This is a genomic window from Duganella aceris (assembly GCF_011090165.1).
GTDB classification, from domain to species: domain Bacteria; phylum Pseudomonadota; class Gammaproteobacteria; order Burkholderiales; family Burkholderiaceae_D; genus Rugamonas; species Rugamonas aceris.
The window spans coordinates 316,032-333,122 of record NZ_JAADJT010000002.1; the positions used below are offsets into that span (position 1 = coordinate 316,032).

15 protein-coding genes are annotated in these 17,091 nt (G+C 66.0%); 6 read left to right on the top strand and 9 right to left on the bottom strand.

Annotated features, from left to right (window positions below; translation table 11 throughout):
- The first annotated feature begins 175 nt into the window (after positions 1-175).
- The 3 genes from GW587_RS05915 (at position 176) to GW587_RS05925 (ending at position 4,453) form a co-directional block, all read left to right on the top strand.
- A complete protein-coding gene (locus GW587_RS05915; protein WP_166099844.1) occupies positions 176-1,816 on the top strand; it encodes a VRR-NUC domain-containing protein in 1,641 nt (546 codons plus the stop codon).
- Positions 1,813-4,143 (top strand): ATP-dependent DNA helicase, encoded by a 2,331-nt coding sequence (locus GW587_RS05920; RefSeq protein ID WP_166099847.1) that lies wholly within the window; start codon positions 1,813-1,815, stop codon positions 4,141-4,143. The genes GW587_RS05915 and GW587_RS05920 overlap by 4 nt, the downstream gene beginning before the upstream one ends.
- A gap of 124 nt (positions 4,144-4,267) precedes the next feature.
- A complete protein-coding gene (locus GW587_RS05925) occupies positions 4,268-4,453 on the top strand; it encodes a hypothetical protein (protein ID WP_166099850.1) in 186 nt (61 codons plus the stop codon).
- On the opposite strand, the gene GW587_RS05930 is transcribed toward GW587_RS05925, so the two are convergent.
- From GW587_RS05930 to trhA, 7 genes are all read right to left on the bottom strand, one after another.
- Positions 4,443-5,180, bottom strand: coding sequence for a LytR/AlgR family response regulator transcription factor (locus GW587_RS05930; protein WP_166099854.1), 738 nt, complete (start codon positions 5,178-5,180; stop codon positions 4,443-4,445). The two genes, GW587_RS05925 and GW587_RS05930, sit on opposite strands and share 11 nt — an antisense overlap.
- Before the next feature lie 4 nt (positions 5,181-5,184).
- Positions 5,185-6,264, bottom strand: coding sequence for a sensor histidine kinase (locus tag GW587_RS05935; protein ID WP_166099856.1), 1,080 nt, complete (start codon positions 6,262-6,264; stop codon positions 5,185-5,187).
- A 2-nt stretch (positions 6,265-6,266) separates the two neighbouring features.
- Entirely contained in the window at positions 6,267-6,977 is a 711-nt protein-coding gene (locus GW587_RS05940) for a LiaI-LiaF-like domain-containing protein (RefSeq protein WP_166099858.1), read from the bottom strand.
- Positions 6,974-7,351, bottom strand: coding sequence for a LiaF transmembrane domain-containing protein (locus GW587_RS05945; protein WP_166099861.1), 378 nt, complete (start codon positions 7,349-7,351; stop codon positions 6,974-6,976). Before GW587_RS05945 ends, GW587_RS05940 begins: the two co-directional genes overlap by 4 nt.
- A gap of 158 nt (positions 7,352-7,509) precedes the next feature.
- Positions 7,510-7,671 (bottom strand): hypothetical protein, encoded by a 162-nt coding sequence (locus GW587_RS05950; protein ID WP_166099863.1) that lies wholly within the window; start codon positions 7,669-7,671, stop codon positions 7,510-7,512.
- A gap of 165 nt (positions 7,672-7,836) precedes the next feature.
- Positions 7,837-8,718 carry a LysR substrate-binding domain-containing protein gene (locus GW587_RS05955; protein ID WP_166099866.1) on the bottom strand — a complete coding sequence of 294 codons (882 nt, stop codon included), beginning with the start codon at positions 8,716-8,718 and terminating at the stop codon, positions 7,837-7,839.
- Between the two features lie 25 nt (positions 8,719-8,743).
- Entirely contained in the window at positions 8,744-9,361 is a 618-nt protein-coding gene (gene trhA / locus GW587_RS05960) for a PAQR family membrane homeostasis protein TrhA (protein WP_166099868.1), read from the bottom strand.
- Between the two features lie 235 nt (positions 9,362-9,596).
- Here trhA and GW587_RS05965 point away from each other — a divergent pair, with 235 nt between their 5' ends.
- From GW587_RS05965 to GW587_RS05975, 3 genes are read left to right on the top strand one after another with little or no spacing between them, the layout of a single operon-like run.
- A complete protein-coding gene (locus GW587_RS05965; protein ID WP_166099870.1) occupies positions 9,597-11,537 on the top strand; it encodes a peptidoglycan DD-metalloendopeptidase family protein in 1,941 nt (646 codons plus the stop codon).
- Positions 11,538-11,539: 2 nt separating this feature from the next.
- The gene (locus GW587_RS05970) at positions 11,540-13,726 is read left to right on the top strand and encodes a TonB-dependent receptor plug domain-containing protein (protein WP_229259306.1); all 2,187 of its coding nucleotides are present in this window, start codon (positions 11,540-11,542) and stop codon (positions 13,724-13,726) included.
- A 22-nt stretch (positions 13,727-13,748) separates the two neighbouring features.
- Positions 13,749-14,852 carry a patatin-like phospholipase family protein gene (locus GW587_RS05975; protein ID WP_229259307.1) on the top strand — a complete coding sequence of 368 codons (1,104 nt, stop codon included), beginning with the start codon at positions 13,749-13,751 and terminating at the stop codon, positions 14,850-14,852.
- Positions 14,853-14,855: 3 nt separating this feature from the next.
- Here GW587_RS05975 and GW587_RS31595 read toward each other — a convergent pair whose 3' ends face one another.
- Both GW587_RS31595 and GW587_RS05985 read right to left on the bottom strand, forming a co-directional pair.
- Positions 14,856-16,583 carry an FAD-dependent oxidoreductase gene (locus GW587_RS31595; protein WP_166099873.1) on the bottom strand — a complete coding sequence of 576 codons (1,728 nt, stop codon included), beginning with the start codon at positions 16,581-16,583 and terminating at the stop codon, positions 14,856-14,858.
- Positions 16,584-16,623: 40 nt separating this feature from the next.
- The gene (locus GW587_RS05985; protein ID WP_229259308.1) at positions 16,624-16,983 is read right to left on the bottom strand and encodes a hypothetical protein; all 360 of its coding nucleotides are present in this window, start codon (positions 16,981-16,983) and stop codon (positions 16,624-16,626) included.
- Positions 16,984-17,091: the final 108 nt, after the last annotated feature.

The window sequence follows — 17,091 nt, forward strand, 5'->3', positions numbered from 1 at the left end:
CGTCAGCCAGAGGCGCTAAACTCGGCGCCAGGTGTTGGCGCCAGCTTTACCCCGCACAGCCAACCGGGGTCAGACCCCATGAAGGGGTCTGACCCCATCCCCTTCGGGGTTGATTTTGCTGTGCAAGCGCGCCGCAACGCGATATACTGTATATAAATACAGCTAATCGCCCGCAATGATCAAAGTCCTCGACAATCCGCTTTACTACCTGGAGAACTTCCAGCTGGTGCTGGCGTGGATCGCCGAGCGCTATGACGATCTTCTCACCGACGAGGAACGCGGCTTCCTCCAGTCCTTCCCTACCCTGCCGCAGGCGTCGCGCGCGTTGTTCGCGCGTATGGTGATGCGCAAGGGGACCATCTTTCGCGCCAGTAAATTGGTCTATGCGGAGATCGGCAGCACTCATGAGGCCGCCCGTCCGCTGGCGGCGCTCGGCTTGATCGAGGAAGATCCGCTGCTCGATCTGTCCACCTTGTTCGATCTGCTGCAAAAACCGGAAATCGGCAAGATCTTCCATCTCGCGCCGCAAGTGCGGCAGCTGCGCAAGGCCGAGCAGTTGGAGGCGTTGCGTCAACAGTATGAGGGCGAGCATCGCTTTTCCAGCTGGTACGACGGCTCCGGCGACCATGCCTATCGCAACCTGACCCAGGAACTGTGCGACCGTCTGCGCCTTATCTTCTTCGGCAACTATCATCAGGACTGGACCGAGTTCGTGCTGTCCGACCTCGGCATCTACCAGTACGAGAAGGTGGCGTTCTCGCCGGCCGCGCGCGGCTTCCGCAGCCGGCGCGATATCGACGATTTCCTCGCGCTGCATCAGTGCCACGAGCGCTTCGCCGCCGGCGAGGATCCGGCCGCCGTGATCGCCGACCTGCCGCAGTGCGCGGCCGAGAACGAGTGGCTGCGCAGCCGCCGCGACAAGCTGACCTTCCACATCGCCCAGCACCTGGAAAAACTGGCCGACTGGCCGGCCGCGCATCAGCTCTATGCCGGCTGCAACTATCCCGGCGCGCGCGCCCGCGCCGTGCGCGTGCTGGAGAAGAACGAGCAGCCGCGCGAGGCCTTCGAGCTGCTGCAATCGGCGCTGCTGGCGCCGGAGAGCGAGGCGGAACGCCAGCAATTGCTGCGCATGGCGCCCCGCCTGGCGCGCAAGCTGGGCCATGCCAAGCCGCTGCGGCTGGCGCCGGCGCAGGCGCTGCGCATCGATCTGAGCCTGCCGCCGCCGCCGCAACCGGACTACGTCGAGTTCGTCGTGCGCGACCATCTGACCCGCGACGACGCGCCGGTCTACTACGTCGAGAACTCGCTGATCAATTCGCTGTTCGGCCTGCTGTGCTGGGATGCGGTGTTCTCGCCGATTCCGGGCGCGTTCTTCCATCCTTATCATCGCGGCCCGGCCGACCTGCACAGCGCCGACTTCCAGCGCCGCCGCGCGCAGCAGTTCGCGGCCTGCCTGGCGCAGCTGGACGGCGACGGCTACCGCGCCACCATCCGCGCCAACTACGCGGCCAAGGCCGGCATCCAGTCGCCCTTCCTGTACTGGGAGGCGATCGACGCGGAGCTGCTCGACCTGGCGCTCGACTGCATCCCGCCGCTGCACCTGAAGCGCGCCTTCGAGCGCATCCTGCTCGACATCAAAGCCAACCGCAGCGGCTTCCCCGACCTGATCCAGTTCTGGCCGGCCGAGCGCCGCTACAACATGATCGAAGTAAAAGGCCCTGGCGACCGCCTGCAGGACAACCAGCTGCGCTGGATCGAGTACTGCGCCCAGCACCAGATGCCGGTCTCGGTGTGCTACCTGCAGTGGGCGGCATGACGCAGCCGGCCCGCTACACCGTCGCGGTGCGCGCGCTGTGCGAGTTCACCGCCAAGACCGGCGACCTCGATCTGCGCTTCACGCCGTCGCCGACGGCGCAGGAAGGCATCGCCGGCCACGGCGTGGTCACCTCGCGGCGCGGCGACGATTATCAGACCGAGGTCGCGCTGTCCGGCGACTTCGGCCCGCTGCACGTGCGCGGCCGCGCCGACGGCTACGACATCCGCGCCAACCGCCTGGAGGAAATCAAGACCTATCGCGGCGATCTGAAGAAAATGCCGGACAACCAGCGCGCGCTGCACTGGGCGCAGGTGAAGATCTACGGCCACCTGCTGTGCCGCGACCAGGGGCTTGAGAAAATACGCCTGGCACTCGTCTATTTCGACATCGGCAACCAGAAGGAAACCGTGCTGCACGAAGACCACACGGCGGCCGATCTGCAGAGCTACTTCGAACGCCAGTGCGGGCTGTTCCTCGAATGGGCGCAAAAGGAAATGGCGCACCGCGCGGAACGCGACCTGCAACTGAAGGGGATGCGCTTCCCGCACGCCGACTTCCGCCCCGGCCAGCGCCAGCTGGCGGAGGCCATGTACCGCGCCAGCAATCGCGGCGTCTGCCTCTTGGCGCAGGCGCCGACCGGCATCGGCAAGACCGTCGGCAGCCTGTTCCCGATGCTGAAGGCCAGCGCCGAACACGGCGTCGACAAGGTGTTCTTCCTGGCCGCGAAAACCTCGGGCCGGCGCATGGCGCTGGACGCGGTCGACGTGATCCGCGAAGGCGCGCCGCTGCTGCCGCTGCGCACATTGGAGCTGGCGGCCAAGAGCACCGCCTGCGTCAATCCGGACAAGGCCTGCCACGGCGACTCCTGCCCGCTGGCGAAAGGCTTCTACGACCGCCTGCCGGCCGCGCGCCAGTCGGCGCTGGACCTCACGGCGCCTTCGGCCACGCCGCTGTCGCTGGACCGCGACACGCTGCGCGAGATCGCGCTGGCGCACAACGTCTGCCCGTATTATCTCAGCAGCGAGCTGGCGCGCTGGTGCGACATCGTCATCGGCGACTACAACTACTACTTCGACAGCAGCGCCATGCTGCACAGCCTCACGCAGCTCAACGACTGGAAGGTCAACGTGCTGGTCGACGAGGCACACAATATGGTCTCGCGCGCGCGCAAGATGTATTCGGCCGACATGGAACACGCCGCCCTGCGCCTGCTGCGCAAGGCCGCGCCGGAAGAACTGAAAAAGCCGCTGGACCGCGTGCACCGCCAATGGAACCAGCTGGAGAAGGACCAGACGCCCGAGTACCAATCCTACGCCGCGCTGCCGGAAAAATTCATGGGTGCGCTGCAGACGGCGGCCACCGCCATCTCCGACTACATGGCCGACCATCCCGGCTATGTCGACCCGGACCTGCAGAGCTTTTACTTCAACGCGCTGATGTTCGCCAAGCTGGCGGAAAGCTTCGGCGACCACGCGCTGTTCGATATCGAAAAGGCCGACGGCGCGCGCGCCAGCAACAGCAATTCGGTGCTGTGCATCCGCAACATCGTGCCGGCCCCGTACCTGAAGCCGCGCTTCGAAAGCACCCACGCCACCGCGCTGTTCTCGGCCACGCTGAGCCCATGGAATTACTTCGGCGACATGCTCGGCATGCCCGACACCACCGCCTGGGTCGACGTCGAATCGCCGTTCGTGGCCGAGCAGCTGTCGGTGCGGGTGGCGTCCCACATCTCCACCCGCTACCAGCACCGCCAGCAATCGCTGTCGCCGATCGCGGATCTGATGGGTGAGCAGTACCGCAGCCAGCGCGGCAACTACCTGGCCTTCTTCAGCAGCTTCGATTACATGGAAAAGGCGGCCCGGCTGTTCGAGGAGCGCTATCCGGAGGTGCCGGTGTGGCGCCAGTCGCGCCGCATGGACGAGGCGGAACGGGCGCAATTCCTGGCCCGGTTCACGCTCGACAGCGAGGGCATCGGCTTCGCGGTGCTGGGCGGATCCTTCGGCGAAGGCGTGGATTTGCCGGGCGCGCGGCTGATCGGGGCCTTCGTCGCCACGCTCGGCCTGCCGCAGATTAACCCGGTCAACGAGCAAATCCGCCAACGCATGGACGCCATTTTCGGCGCCGGCTACGACTACACCTACACCTATCCGGGCATGCAGAAGGTGGTGCAGGCGGCCGGCCGCGTGATCCGCACCCAGTCGGATCGCGGCACCGTGCATCTGATCGACGATCGCTTCGGCCGGCCGGAAATCCAGCAGCTGATGCCGACCTGGTGGCGCGTTGAAGATATCGATAGCAAGCCGCCGATTGCTATTTGCAATGGGTAGTGACTATCAAGTCTGCTATGCTGCAAGCAGACTGATTCCGCGCCCCGCCTTCGCGCGACCATTGCCGTTCCGGCTATCCTCACCCCAGCTTAGTGAGCAGTTCAGTATTCGAGGATGTTCGACCATGCAACCCCGTGAAAACACCCGCCTCGCGAAGACCATCGAGCAGGCGATCGTCATCGATTCCACCTATGGCGCGGCGAAAGCGTGGGCGTATCTATCATCCCACAAGGTGCCCACCCCGACCATCTTGCGCGTACTGTCGAGCAACGACCAACGCCGCGCCTCCGACCGCCAGCTCACGTCATAGCGGCGCGGATCTTCTGGTAGCCACTGCGGCTGATCGGCAGGCGGCCGCCGTCCTTCAGGATCGCGACGTGGCTGTCCTTGGTGGCCTGCTCGATGCGGTCGACGAAGGCGATGTTGACGATGTAGGAGCGATGGATGCGCAGGAACTGCTCGGCGTCCAGCTGCGCCTCCAGCTCCGCCATGCGCTGATTCTTCAGATACGACTTGCCCTCCGAACGAATCTGCACGTAATCGTCCTGCGCTTCGATATGCTCGATCTTGTCGGCGTTGATCACGTGGACCTTGGCGCCGTCGCGGATCAGCACGCGGCCCACGGGCTTGTTGCGGCCCGCCGCCTCGCGCACGATGTTCTCCACGGCGGCATCGCCCGCGCCCTTGCCCATGTTAGCGCGCGCATGCGCCAGCGCCTGGTCGAAGCGCTGCTGGCTGAAAGGCTTGAGCAGGTAATCCAGCGCGTGAAACTCGAAAGCCTTGATCGCAAACTGGTCGAAGGCGGTGGCGAAGATGTAGCGCGTCTTGTTGCCGGCCAGTTCGGCCACTTCGAAGCCGTCCAGCTTCGGCATCTGGATATCCAGGAACACCAGGTCAGGCGCCAGCTCGGTGATCGCCTTGACCGCCTCGAAGCCGTTGGCGCATTCGGCCACGATCTCCACGTCCGCATGCTCGGCCAGGTACTCGCGTACCACGCCGCGCGCCAGCATTTCATCGTCCACGATGATGATGCGCATCGCCTTACTCCCTTTGTTCGCCGGCTTGTGCGGGCATCGTGATGTCCACGCCGAAGCTGTTGTTGGTCAAGCCCCAGTGGATGCTGGCTTCGTGTTTGTAGGCGCCGGACAAACGCTGGCGGACATTGGTCAGGCCGATGCCATGGCCGTCGCCGCCGCCCGACGGCCCGTCGGCGTCGACCGGATTGTCGACGCGGATATGCAGCATCGATCCGCTGCGCCGCGCCGTGACTCGTATCGTGCCGCCTTCCGGCAGGCTGCAGATGCCGTGCTTGACCGCGTTCTCCACCAGCGGCTGGATGATCATCGGCGGCACCAGGCAGGCGGCGGCTTCGGCTTCGATCGCCTCCTCCACCAGCAGCCGCTCGCCGAAGCGCACCTGCTCGATCGCCAGGAAGTGCCGGATCAGCACCATCTCCTCGCCCAGCGTGACCTTCTTGTGGGCTTCCATGCCCAGGCTCTGGCGGAAGAAACTGGCCAGTTCCAGCGTCATGCGGCGCGCCGCCTTCGGGTCCTGCGAGGTCAAGGCGCTGATCGAGTTCAGGCTGTTGAACAGGAAGTGCGGATCGATCTGGGTGCGCAGCATGCGCAGCTCGGCCTCCTGCGCCATCAGCAGCGATTCGAGCTCGCGCTGCTCGGCGTTCTTGGCGCGGACGAATTCGATCACCAGGTAATGCACCGCCGCCGCGAAGCCGTACAGTAGTATCCCCAGGCCGACGATCAGCGCCGACAGCTGCGGCGTGAATTCGATGCCGCTCCACGCTACGCCCAACAGCTGACATAGCCCGTTCCAGAAGCGTCCCGCCATCAGCCACAGGAAGCCGGACACCAGCGCCGCCACCGTCAGCACCAGCGCGATCGACGCCGCCCTGCGGCTGCCGAGCGGATAGGCGCGGCACAGGTAGTAGGCCGAGTAGCCCGCCGCGAAGGCGTACAACAGATTCATCGGAATCGCGAACAGCATCGCGTTGGCCAGCGGTGCGTCGCTCGCCAGCGAGATCACGCCGCCCAGCGCGCAGCCGATGAACAGCCACACCGAGAGGTAGATGATCGCGCCACGGCGCGAGGAGGAAATCTCCTGCATGCCTAGTTACGCACTTCCAGACCGCCCATGATGACGTAGCCGCGGATGATCAGGCGCTTGCCGGTGTCGGCCGGCGGCGGCACGGTCTTCTCTTCGAAGCCGCCCATGATCGGCGTGCCATGCAACACCACCGCCCAGTCGACCGGCACCTTGACCGTGATCCCGCCAAACAGCGAGAACACGTTCAGCACCGCCTCGCCGTTGATCGACGACTGGCGCAGATCCAGCTCGGCGCCGCCCATCACCGCCGTCACCTCGCCGCCGCGAAAATCCGGCGTGGTGATGCGGTTCTTGTAGTTGCCCATGATCGAGGTGATGTTGACATCGGGTTCGTTGTAGTCCTTGTCGACGGTCTTGCCGATGCCGTCGAAGACCGAGCGGCCGCTGGTCGACTTGAACACCACCGCCAGTCCGGCGGCGATCAGCAGGATCGGCCACAGCGTACGCCAGCTGATCGCCAGCAGGCCGGTCTCCTTGAGCATGGTCAGGGTGCCGATCGCGGTCAGCGCGGCGCCGACCACCATGCCGGAGCGGGTGCGGGTTTGCAGCAGCTTCAGGATGCCGAAGAAAATCAGCGCGGTCGGCCAGATGTGCAGCCGGATGTTCAGATCGAGCCAGCCCAGGTTATCGAGCAGGAACAGCAGGCCGATGGCGATCACGAACAGGCCGATGATCATCTGCGCGGCCGGGCTACGCTGGAGATTGGTGCTCATTTCTGCTCCCGGGCCGTGGCGAACACATTGTCCAGCAATGGCCGCAGCATCATGCCGAGGCCCCAGGCAACCAGCAGCGCCGGCCAGGTCTGGCCAAAGCTCAGGCCCCACACGTGGTTGAAGGAGACGTACCACCAGCCGGCGAAGAAGATCTCCGACAGGCCGTTGAGCAGGTAGCGCGGCGTGGTCGGCGGGATGATCTTGGTGAGACCGCTGACCACCAGCACCCATGGCCACCAGCGCCAGAAGCTCGCCAGCTCGAAGTCGAGTTGAATCACGCCGGCGCGGTCCAGCAGCAGCACGCAGCCGGCGACGATCAGCGCCGTGCCCCAGACGATTTGCTGGCGCCAGCGGTAGGCGGTGTGTATGTTCATGTCAGTTCTCCAAGTCGGTATGGATAGAACAATACCGGGGAACTGGTGGCGGCGAAACCGCTATTCGGCGAACGGCGGAAAAGCGCCGGTGAACGGCGAAAAAAAACCCACGCCCTGCATGGGGTGGGTTTTTCGATGCTGCCGGAGGCGGCGCCGCGTCAGGAGCGGCTGCCGTTGCTGACCTTTTGCTCGAACAGCATCATGTTCCATCCGAGCTGGCGGCGGATTTCTTCCGGCGTCGGCGGCGGCTTGACTTCCTGCGAGCGGCGCTCAAGGTAGGCCCGTACCAAATACTTGGAAGGATGCGTAGTCTGCGTCATGATGACCTCCGAAGAGCGGCAACATCTTGTTGTTTGGTGCCGGTACTTGAGGCTACCGGCTTTACCTGCTGCCGAGTACCTCCCTTAAGAAGTACTCCAAGCACGCAAGGCCAGTGTAGCGCCGCGCCGCCGCGCCTTCTGTACGGCGCCGCACCAATCAGCTGATCAGAGTTTTTGCTGCAGGAATTCGAGGAAGCAGCTGATCCGCTGCGCCAGCTGGGTGTTGCGGTAGTAGACCGCGTGGATCTGCTGGCGGTAGCCGGTGTAGTAAGGCTCCAATACCTTGACCAGGCGGCCGGCCTCGATGTCGCCCCGCGTCATGAAGTCCGCCAGGCAGACGATGCCCTGCCCGGCCAAGGCCAGCTGGCGCAGTGTCTCGCCGCTGGAGGCGGCGATCGACGGCGTGATGGGCAGGCTGTTGCCGCTGGCGTGGCGCAGCGGCCAGTGATTGCCCAGCTCATACTGCGCGAAGCCGATCAGCGAGTGACGCGCCAGGTCCTCCGGCGTTTGCGGCGTGCCGTTCTGACTCAGGTACCCGGGACTGGCCAGCACGTACAGGGGACTGGAACTGAGCGGACGCGCGTGCAGCGTCGAATCGATCAGCGTGCCGATGCGGATCGCGATGTCGGTGCGGTGTTCGATCAGGTCGGTGATCTGGTCGTTGCTGCTCAATTCGAGACGGATGTCCGGATACAGCGCGCGGAATTCCGCCATGTGCGGCACCACGCAATGCAGCATGAACGGCGAGGCCGCGTCCACGCACAGGCGGCCGGCGGGCTTCTGGCGGCGGATGCGGATGGTTTCCTCCGCCTCCTCCATCGCGCCGAGAATGGCGCGGGCGCGCTCAAGAAACAGCTGTCCCTCCTCGGTTAGTTCCATGCGCCGCGTGGTGCGCGTCAGCAGCGAGGTCGATAGCTTGTCCTCCAGCCGCGACAGCGCACGGCTGACGCCGGACGTGGTCTGCCCCAGGTGCACCGAGGCGGCGCTGAGCGTGCCGCTGTCGATCACGGTGATGAAGGTCTTTAAATCGTCCGAGTTAATTTCCACGGGTTTCCATCCTTACGCCACATACTTATGCCACATACAGCAGCACCGCGCCAAAATGGCATGCGCTGCCGCCAAGTACAAACAAATGCCACACGCCGTGGCCATAACGCCATTTATGGTCGGTGACGAAAAAAGCGATACCGACGGTGTACACCACGCCTCCGGCGGCGAGCCACATGAAGCCGTTCCAGCCCAGCGCGTCGATCAGCGGTCCGGCGCCGATCACGGCGACCCAGCCCATCGCCACGTAAATCACCAGCGACAAAACGCGGGCGCCCTTGGCGAACCAGATCTCTTGCAAGATACCGATCACCGCCAAGCCCCATACTATGCCGAATAGCGACCAGCCCCACGGTCCGCGCAGGCTGACCAGCGTGAACGGGGTGTAGCTGCCGGCGATCAGCAGGTAGATGGCGCAGTAATCCATCCGCCGCAGCACGTCCTTGGCCCGGCCGCGGAAGCTGTGATAGAGCGTCGAGGTCAGGTACAGGCCGAACAGCGTCGCGGCGTAGACGCTGAAACTGACCACTTTCCAGGCGTCGCCGCTGCGCGCGGCCAGGACGATCAACAGCGTGCCGCCGATGGCCGCCAATGCGGCGCCCACGGTATGCGTGATGCTGTTGAAGCGCTCTCCGTAATACATAAGTTTCCGATGCTAGAGGGCTGCGGCTGGGATAGCTGCGGCCACGCGCATTGTACCCCTATGCGGGTTCCACGCTGTCGTTATCAAATGCTCAAGCGTAACAGATTTGGAATTGATATGAAGAAATGTTACAAATGGATATAATTTAGTTCACTTGGTGGCTTGCATATTGCTGGCTTGACGCTAATGCGACATGTGTCGCATAATCACCCTATTAGTCGCACAGGGGTATTCGATGATGGCGTTGCATGTATTGCTGTTAAGATGGATGTTGGGCTGCGCCGGCTCGGTTCTGGCCGGTCTGATGGCGTGGGCGCTGTTGGCCGGTGCCTCGCGGCTGTGGCCTGCGCTGCTGTCGCGCCGGCTGGTGTGGCTGGCCGCGCACGGCCTGGTGGCCGTCGCCGCCGTGCTGCCGTTCCTACCGCGCGGCGAGGCGTTCGGAATCGTGCCGTCGCTGCCCTTGAGCGCAATCGGCCCGTCCCTGCTGCGCGATGTCTCCCCCGTCGTCAGCAAGCCGGGCAGCGACCGCAATGCCGGTCAACCCGCCAGCCCCGACCCCGCAGTTCGCAGCCGCGCCGGCGACGGCGGCAGTGGCGGTGCCGGCGACGACGGCAGTAGCGGTGCCGGCGACGGCGGCAGTAGCGGTGCCGGCGACGGCCGCAGTGGCCGCGCCGGCGACGGCGGCAGTGGCGGCGACGCCGTGGCTGGCGTCGCGCCGCTGCTTGCGAACTTGATGCCGCCAGCCTGGATACTGGTCTACATTGCAGGCCTGGCGTTCGCGCTGACGCGGCTGCTGCGCGCGCGGCGGACCTGGCGAGGCCTGCTGCTTGCCGCGCATCCGTTATCGCCACAGGCATTGCTGGCGCACGGTGCCTTTAACGCCGACCAGTTGCAGGACATCGCAAGCCGCCGACTGCGCGTGCTGGAAACCGCCGCCGCCATTTCGCCGATGCTGGTCGGCTCGCGCCGTCCGCTGTTGCTGCTGCCGCTGCATCTGCGCGATTTCACTGCGGAGCAGCAGCAGATGATTATCAGCCACGAACTGCGCCACTGGCGCCGGCGCGATCCGCTCTGGCTCGGCGTGTCGGCAGCGTTGCAGACGCTGTTCTGGTTCAACCCCGCGCTGCCCTGGCTGCGCCGCCGGCTGGAATGGGCGCTGGAGCTGGCCTGTGACCAGCACGTGCTGGCGGGCCGCCCGCAAGCACAGCGCAAGCAGTACGCGGCCGCCTTGCTGATGCAGTGGAAAGCGCAGGCCGCATTGTCGCCGGCCGGCGGCGTGGCCTTCGGCGGCATCGACGGCGCCACGGTTGCGGCGCGGGTGCGGCAGATGCAGCAAAACGGCTTGCCAGCATTGAGCCGCCTGGCCGTCGGGCTGGTCGGCGTGGCGATGGCCGCGATCCTGATCGCCGGCGCCCTGCTTCAGCCGGCGATCGCACTCGATGTCGCGGCGCAGTCCACACCGACAGCCGAAGCGCAGTGGGCGCGGAGCTCCGATGCGCAGTGGGTGCGCGGCTCCGATGCGCAGTGGGCGCACGGCTCCGATGCGCAGTCGACACCGGCGGGCGAAGCGCAATCGGCACGCACCTCCGACGCGGGCTCGCCGCCACCGATGGCGTTCGCCGAGGGTGCGCCTGACGCGCTGCCGGCGGAGGCGGGCCCGCAGACTGCACGCCCTGCCGGCCTGGCCGCGCCTCGCGCCGCCGCCGCCGCCGTGCAACCGCAAGCCGCGTGGCGTTACCCGCTTGAGAAGATGCGCGTCACCGGCTTCTTCGGCGTGCACCGCGACGTGTTGGCGACGCCGCACAAGGGCATCGACCTCGGCGCGGCCAAAGGCACGCCGGTGCGCGCAGTGGCGGACGGCGTGGTGCTCGCCGCCGGCCCGCTGGCAGAGAACGACGGCCGTTACGGCAACACCGTCATCATCGATCACGGCGGAAGGCAATCGCTGTACGCGCATCTCGACAGCATCGCCGTCAAGCCCGGCGCACGCATCGCCGCCGGCCAGACCATCGGCGCGGTGGGCGAAACCGGCTTCGCCACCGGCCCGCATCTGCATTTCGAAGCACGACAGAACGGGCGGTTGCTGGACCCCGCCGACAAGCTCGCAGGCCTCGACGCCTACGCCACCAAGCACGCACTGCGCGTCCGCCGCCAGCAATTCACAGCAGGAATCTGAACATGTCGCTACACCGAACCACCGGCAGCCTGCTGCTGGCAGCCGCCGCATGCGCGAACGCCGCGCAAACGCCGCCGATACCGCCAATGCAGCCAATGCCGCAAGCGCCGCAGATGCCCGAATCGCCCGAATCGCCCGAGCCGCCGCAAGTACAGGTCAGCGGCGCGCGCGCCGACCAGCGCCAGCGCGAGACCACCACCAGCATCGTCGTCAGCCACGCCGACCTGATGCGCCAAGGCGACCAGACCCTGGCCGACGCGCTCAAGCGCCTGCCCGGCATCAGCATCTCCGGCGTACCCGGCCAGGGCGGCCAGATCAGCATGCGCGGCCTGGGCAACGGCTACACCCAGATCATGCTGAACGGCGAACCGGTGGCGGCAGGCTTCTCGCTCGACGCCATCGCACCGGACACGATCGAGCGCGTCGAGATCATGCGCAGCACCACGGCGGAATTCAGCAACCAATCGGTCGCCGGCGCCATCAACATCATCCTGAAGAAAGCGGTCAAGCGCGACCAGCGCTCATTGAGCGCCAGCGTCGCACGCCAAGCCGGCACCACCACGCCCGCCTTGACGGCGCAACTCTCGGATCAAAGCGACGCTTATTCCTACAGCCTCGCCGCCACGCTGACGCGCAAGCGCAACGAAAGACCCTTTACCGATATCGAGGAACAGCGCGACACCAGCGGCGCCCTGACGCTGCTGCGCCGCACGCCGCAAAACGAATCCGGCCGCACCGACGCCCTGACGCTGGCGCCGCGCGTCAACTGGGCCCTGGCCGGCGGCGACACGCTGACCTGGCAAGGCTTCGCCAACCTGCGCCGCGTCGACAACCAGAACCGCGCCGACGAGACCACCCTGACCGGCGGCGCCAGCGAATATCCGCACAATGTCTCCGACTTCGTCGCCAACTTCGTCATGCTGCGCAGCGATGTGAACTGGACGCACCTGCTGACCGGCGGCGCCAAGCTGGAAATGAAACTGGGCGCCAGCACCAACCGCCGCAGCGGCACCTTCGACTTCAACGGCATGGACGCGGACGGCAAGCCGGCCGGCCGCCACCACGTCGATTCCGGCCCGACCGAAAATAGCGTGACCGCCAGCGGAACTTACCGCCACCCGGTCGGCGAGCGCCACGCGATCGCGCTCGGATGGGACCTCAACCGCGCCGTGCGCCGCGAGGACCGGGACGAAAGCCTGTTCGACGCCAACGGCATCCGCACCGGCGGCAGCAACGCCGACTACCGCGCCAACGTCGACCGCCTCGCCCTGTTCGCGCAGGACGAATGGCAAGTGACCGAGCGCTACTCGTTGTATCTCGGCCTGCGCCACGAACGGCTGGACACCGCCAGCCGCGCCGACGCCGCCAACGCGCCGGATGCGCTGGATACCAGCTCCTCGGTGTGGAGCCCCTCGCTGCAATCGCGCTACACGCTGGCTAACAAGGATGTGCTGCGGCTCGCGCTCAGCCGCACCTACAAGGCGCCGCCGCTGTTGAAGCTGGTGCCGCGCCGCTACACCAACGACAACAACAATAACCCGACCAATCCGGACGAGCAAGGCAACCCGAACCTGCGGCCGGAATTGGCCTGGGGACTGGACGCGGCGTACGAACACTATCTCGGCGGCGGCGCGCTGCTCAGCGTCAGCACCTATCTGCGACGCATCCGCGACGTCACGCAAACACGCCTGTTCGAAGACGACGGGGTGTGGGTGGAAGCGCCGTTCAACAGCGGCAACGCCAGCGTACGCGGCATCGAGCTGGAGGCCAAGCTGCCACTGACAAAAACGCTGGACCTGCGCGCCAACCTGGCGCGCAACTGGTCGCGCGTCGACAGCGTGCCCGGACCGGACAACCGGCTGGAGACGCAGACACCGCTCACCGCCAACGCCGGCATCGATTATCGCTGGTCCAGCCTGACCGTCGGCGGGAGCCTGAACTACCAGGCGGCCGGGCCGGTGCGGCAATCGTCGCAGGTATTTTTCACTGCCAGCCCGAAGCGCGAGCTTGATGTGTATGCGTTGTGGAAGGCCGACGCCAAGACCCAGCTGCGCATCGCCGCCAGCAATCTGCTGCGCCAGGACGCCAGCGAAGCGCACTACTACGTCGATCAGGACGGCACGCGCCGCCGCACCACGGCCACGCCGACGTCCGCTACCCTGCGCATCACGCTGGAGCGGCAGCTGTGAAAGGCTGTGGTAATGTTCTGCCATGACACTATCGTATAAACCGTATAAACGCTGCATGGTGATGGGTGGAGGAGGATTCCGGTTCGGTATCTACATCGGCATGTACGCCGCCCTGCGGCAGGCCGGCCAGGCGCCGGACGTGCTGCTGGCCAGCTGCGGCGGCGCCATCGCCGCGACCATCATCCACAACCTGCCGGAGCCTGAGGAACAGCGCGCCTGGCTGGCGTCGCCGGAAATGTACCGCTTCTGGTGCGGCCTGAAATCCACCCACCACGCCGCGCTGCTGGGCACCCTGCGCCGCGCCGCGCAGCGCAAGCTGTCGTCCGCCAGCGTGCCGGTGATTCCGGATTTGTTCGACTATTATCTGTTCGAGATTCCGCCGCAACTGCCTTTCCCGCCCGCCAGCGGCACGCCGGAAGTCGACGTCGCCATCATCGGCGGCAAGCTGTTGTTCGGCCGGGCCGATGTCGGCCAGGCGCGCAACGGCCGCAAGCTGTATGCGGAGACGGTGTTCTGCGGCGAGCGCGCCGCCGCCGCGCTGCGCGGCATGGACTCGCCGCTGGCCGATGCGCGCTGGGGCGAACACGCCGTCGCCCGCGAGATGATCGTCGACAGCGCCACCTCGGTCGCCGAAGCCGCCCGCATCTCGATCGCCGACATGATCTACTTCCGCTGCCAGCCGCATCGCGGCGACGAATACATCGGCGGCGTGCTCGATCTGTTCCCGGTCGAGATCGCGGGCAAGCTGGGCGAGGAAGTGGTCATGGAATTCAAGGAGGCGTTCGACCAGGTGTTCTCGATCCCGGCCTGGCGCGCGGTGCTGGGCGTGGATGGCAACGCGCGCCTGCGCTACGCCAACACGCACCTGGCCGACATGCGCATCGATTCGTCGGACGTGTCGGTGGTGCTGGCGAAGCAGCAGATGCAGCAAAAGCTGGACTGGCTGCGCAACCGCATCGAACTGTCGATGCCGCCGGATTACGCGACCTTCGCCCAGCACATGAGCGATCAGTGGCAATACGGCTACGACCGCGCACGCGAAGCCCTGGCGCGGCCGCTGCGGCAGCAGCCGCCGATCCGCCGCGCCAAGCGGCACAGCAAACCGTTGAGCAGCATCGAGCCGTGAGCGCTACGCCGGCGGCGGTTCTGGCGGAAAATCGGAAGCCAGCGCCTGGTGCAGCGATTGCACGGCGGCCGAGCCCTCGCCCACCGCCGCCGCGACGCGCTTGACCGAGCCGCTGCGCACGTCGCCGACCGCGAAGATGCGCGGGTGGCTGGTTTCCAGGAAGTGGCGCGGCCGCTCCAGCGGCCATCTGGCGCGACCGGCGTCCGGACCGACATCCGGCCCGGTTAGCACGAAGTTCTTGTCGTCGAGCGCGACGCAGTCGCCCAGCCACGCCGTATTCGGCTCGGCGCCGAGGAACAGGAACAGGTGGCGCGCCGGCGCGACCTTGACCTGGTCGCCCTCGCCCTGCCAGCAGATGCGTTCCAGCTTGTCGTCGCCCTGCAGCTCGACGATGCGCTTGCGCACGTGCAGCGTGATGTTCGGCGCCGCCTCGATGCGCTGGATCAGGTAGCGTGACATGCTGGCCGACAGGCCGTCGGCGCGCACCACGATGTGCACATGCTTGGCGTGCCCCGACAGGAACACCGCCGCCTGACCGGCCGAATTGCCGCCGCCGACGATCACCACTTCTTCGTTGGCGCAGAAGTTCGCTTCCATGAACGAGGCGCTGTAGTAGACACCGCGCCCTTCATAGCGTTCCAGCTCCGGCAAATCCGGCTTGCGGTAGCGCGCGCCGGTGGCGATGACGATCGATCTGGCGCCCACCTTCTCGCCGCTGTCGATGCTGATGTCGAACACGTGACCTTCGCAATTGAGCGCGCTGACGCTGACCGGCACCGCCACCTCGGCGCCGAACTTGCGCGCCTGCGACAGCCCGCGTCCCGCCAGCGCCTGGCCGGAGACGCCGGTCGGGAAGCCAAAGTAGTTTTCGATCTTGGAGCTGGAACCGGCCTGCCCACCCGGCGCCTTGGCGTCCAGCACCGCCACGCTCAAGCCTTCCGACGCCGCGTACACGGCGGCCGCCAGTCCGGCCGGGCCGGCGCCGACCACCACCAGGTCGAAGGTGCGGCCGTCGAGATTGTCGGGACTGAGGCCGATGCTGTCGGCCAGCTGGCGCACGGTCGGCTGGCGCAACACCTCGCCGGACAGCGTCACCACCGCCGGGATGTCGGCGGCGGTGACGCCGAAGCGTTCCATCAGCGCCGCCGTTTCCTGGTGCTGATCGAGGTCGAAGTAGGCGGCCGGCTGGCCGTTGCGGCTGAGGAAATGGCGCAGAATCAGCGTCGCCCGCGAGTGGCGCGCGCCGAAGATCACCACGCCGCCGGTCTGGTCCTGCATGTAGGCCACGCGCCGCAGGATGTAGGCGCGCATGATGGTTTCGCTCAGCGCCGCCTCGGAGATCACCAGCGTGCGCAGCGATTCCTCGTCGATGACGATCAGCTCGCAGTCGCTGACCACGCGCGCGGTGGCGACGGCGGCGCGGCCGGCCAGCGTGCCCATCTCACCGGTGAACATGCCGGGGCCGTGGGTGCCCATGATGGCCGAGCCCAGCGCGCCGCCGCGCTCGATCTCGACCGTGCCGGAGATGATGACGTACATCGAGATATGCCGGTCGCCCTGGCGGAACAGGATCTCGCCGGCGGCGAAGCGGCGCCGCTCGCCGTAGCGCAGCAGCACTTCGAACTGATCCTCGCTGAGGATCGGGAAAATCTGGTGGCGGCGGTTGCCGATGTCGGATGATGCGAGATGGGCACTGACGATGCTGCCGCCGCCCCCTGCTGTGTGTTCCATGCCGTGTCCTCGTTCGTTATACGGCAATCATAGCCTGTATTCAGCGGCAGAGTTGCTGCCACTGCTGCTCGAACTCGGCCGGCGACACGTCCTGCGCCAGCAGCGTCAGATCGCGCGCCACCGAGATGTAGCGCTGATAGCCGATATAGGCGCCGAAGGCGTCCTTGGCGTTGACCTCGCCGCAACTGGCGCCGCCCTTGCCGACCAGCTGGTTGCGGAATTGCGCCTGGTTCGGTTCGAGAATTTTTTCTTTCACATATTTTTCGCCCAGGCTGGTCTGCGTCGCCGCCTCCTCGCGCTGTTTCTCCGCCGCCGTCTTGCCGCACGCGGCCAGCGTCACCGTCAGAACCAGCGCCGCACCCAGCGGGGCGACCAGCCGGATCATGTTAGCCAAATTCATAATGTTTTCTCTTTTATATTTATAATCAAGCACTGGCACTTTAACGCAACAACGGCGTACATTGTTGACAGGCACTGGATTTGTTAATATCCCAAGCTTACCCGCCTG

Bases quoted from the DNA above. Each gene is read 5' to 3' on its own strand.
- GW587_RS05940 (WP_166099858.1), bottom strand. From the start codon at position 6,977: ATGAGCACCAATCTCCAGCGTAGCCCGGCCGCGCAGATGATCATCGGC.
- GW587_RS05950 (WP_166099863.1), bottom strand. From the start codon at position 7,671: ATGACGCAGACTACGCATCCTTCCAAGTATTTGGTACGGGCCTACCTT.
- GW587_RS05965 (WP_166099870.1), top strand. From the start codon at position 9,597: ATGATGGCGTTGCATGTATTGCTGTTAAGATGGATGTTGGGCTGCGCC.
- GW587_RS05975 (WP_229259307.1), top strand. From the start codon at position 13,749: ATGACACTATCGTATAAACCGTATAAACGCTGCATGGTGATGGGTGGA.
- trhA (WP_166099868.1), bottom strand. From the start codon at position 9,361: ATGTATTACGGAGAGCGCTTCAACAGCATCACGCATACCGTGGGCGCC.
- GW587_RS05970 (WP_229259306.1), top strand. From the start codon at position 11,540: ATGTCGCTACACCGAACCACCGGCAGCCTGCTGCTGGCAGCCGCCGCA.
- GW587_RS05930 (WP_166099854.1), bottom strand. From the start codon at position 5,180: ATGCGCATCATCATCGTGGACGATGAAATGCTGGCGCGCGGCGTGGTA.
- GW587_RS05935 (WP_166099856.1), bottom strand. From the start codon at position 6,264: ATGCAGGAGATTTCCTCCTCGCGCCGTGGCGCGATCATCTACCTCTCG.
- GW587_RS05920 (WP_166099847.1), top strand. From the start codon at position 1,813: ATGACGCAGCCGGCCCGCTACACCGTCGCGGTGCGCGCGCTGTGCGAG.
- GW587_RS05985 (WP_229259308.1), bottom strand. From the start codon at position 16,983: ATGAATTTGGCTAACATGATCCGGCTGGTCGCCCCGCTGGGTGCGGCG.
- GW587_RS31595 (WP_166099873.1), bottom strand. From the start codon at position 16,583: ATGGAACACACAGCAGGGGGCGGCGGCAGCATCGTCAGTGCCCATCTC.
- GW587_RS05915 (WP_166099844.1), top strand. From the start codon at position 176: ATGATCAAAGTCCTCGACAATCCGCTTTACTACCTGGAGAACTTCCAG.
- GW587_RS05945 (WP_166099861.1), bottom strand. From the start codon at position 7,351: ATGAACATACACACCGCCTACCGCTGGCGCCAGCAAATCGTCTGGGGC.
- GW587_RS05925 (WP_166099850.1), top strand. From the start codon at position 4,268: ATGCAACCCCGTGAAAACACCCGCCTCGCGAAGACCATCGAGCAGGCG.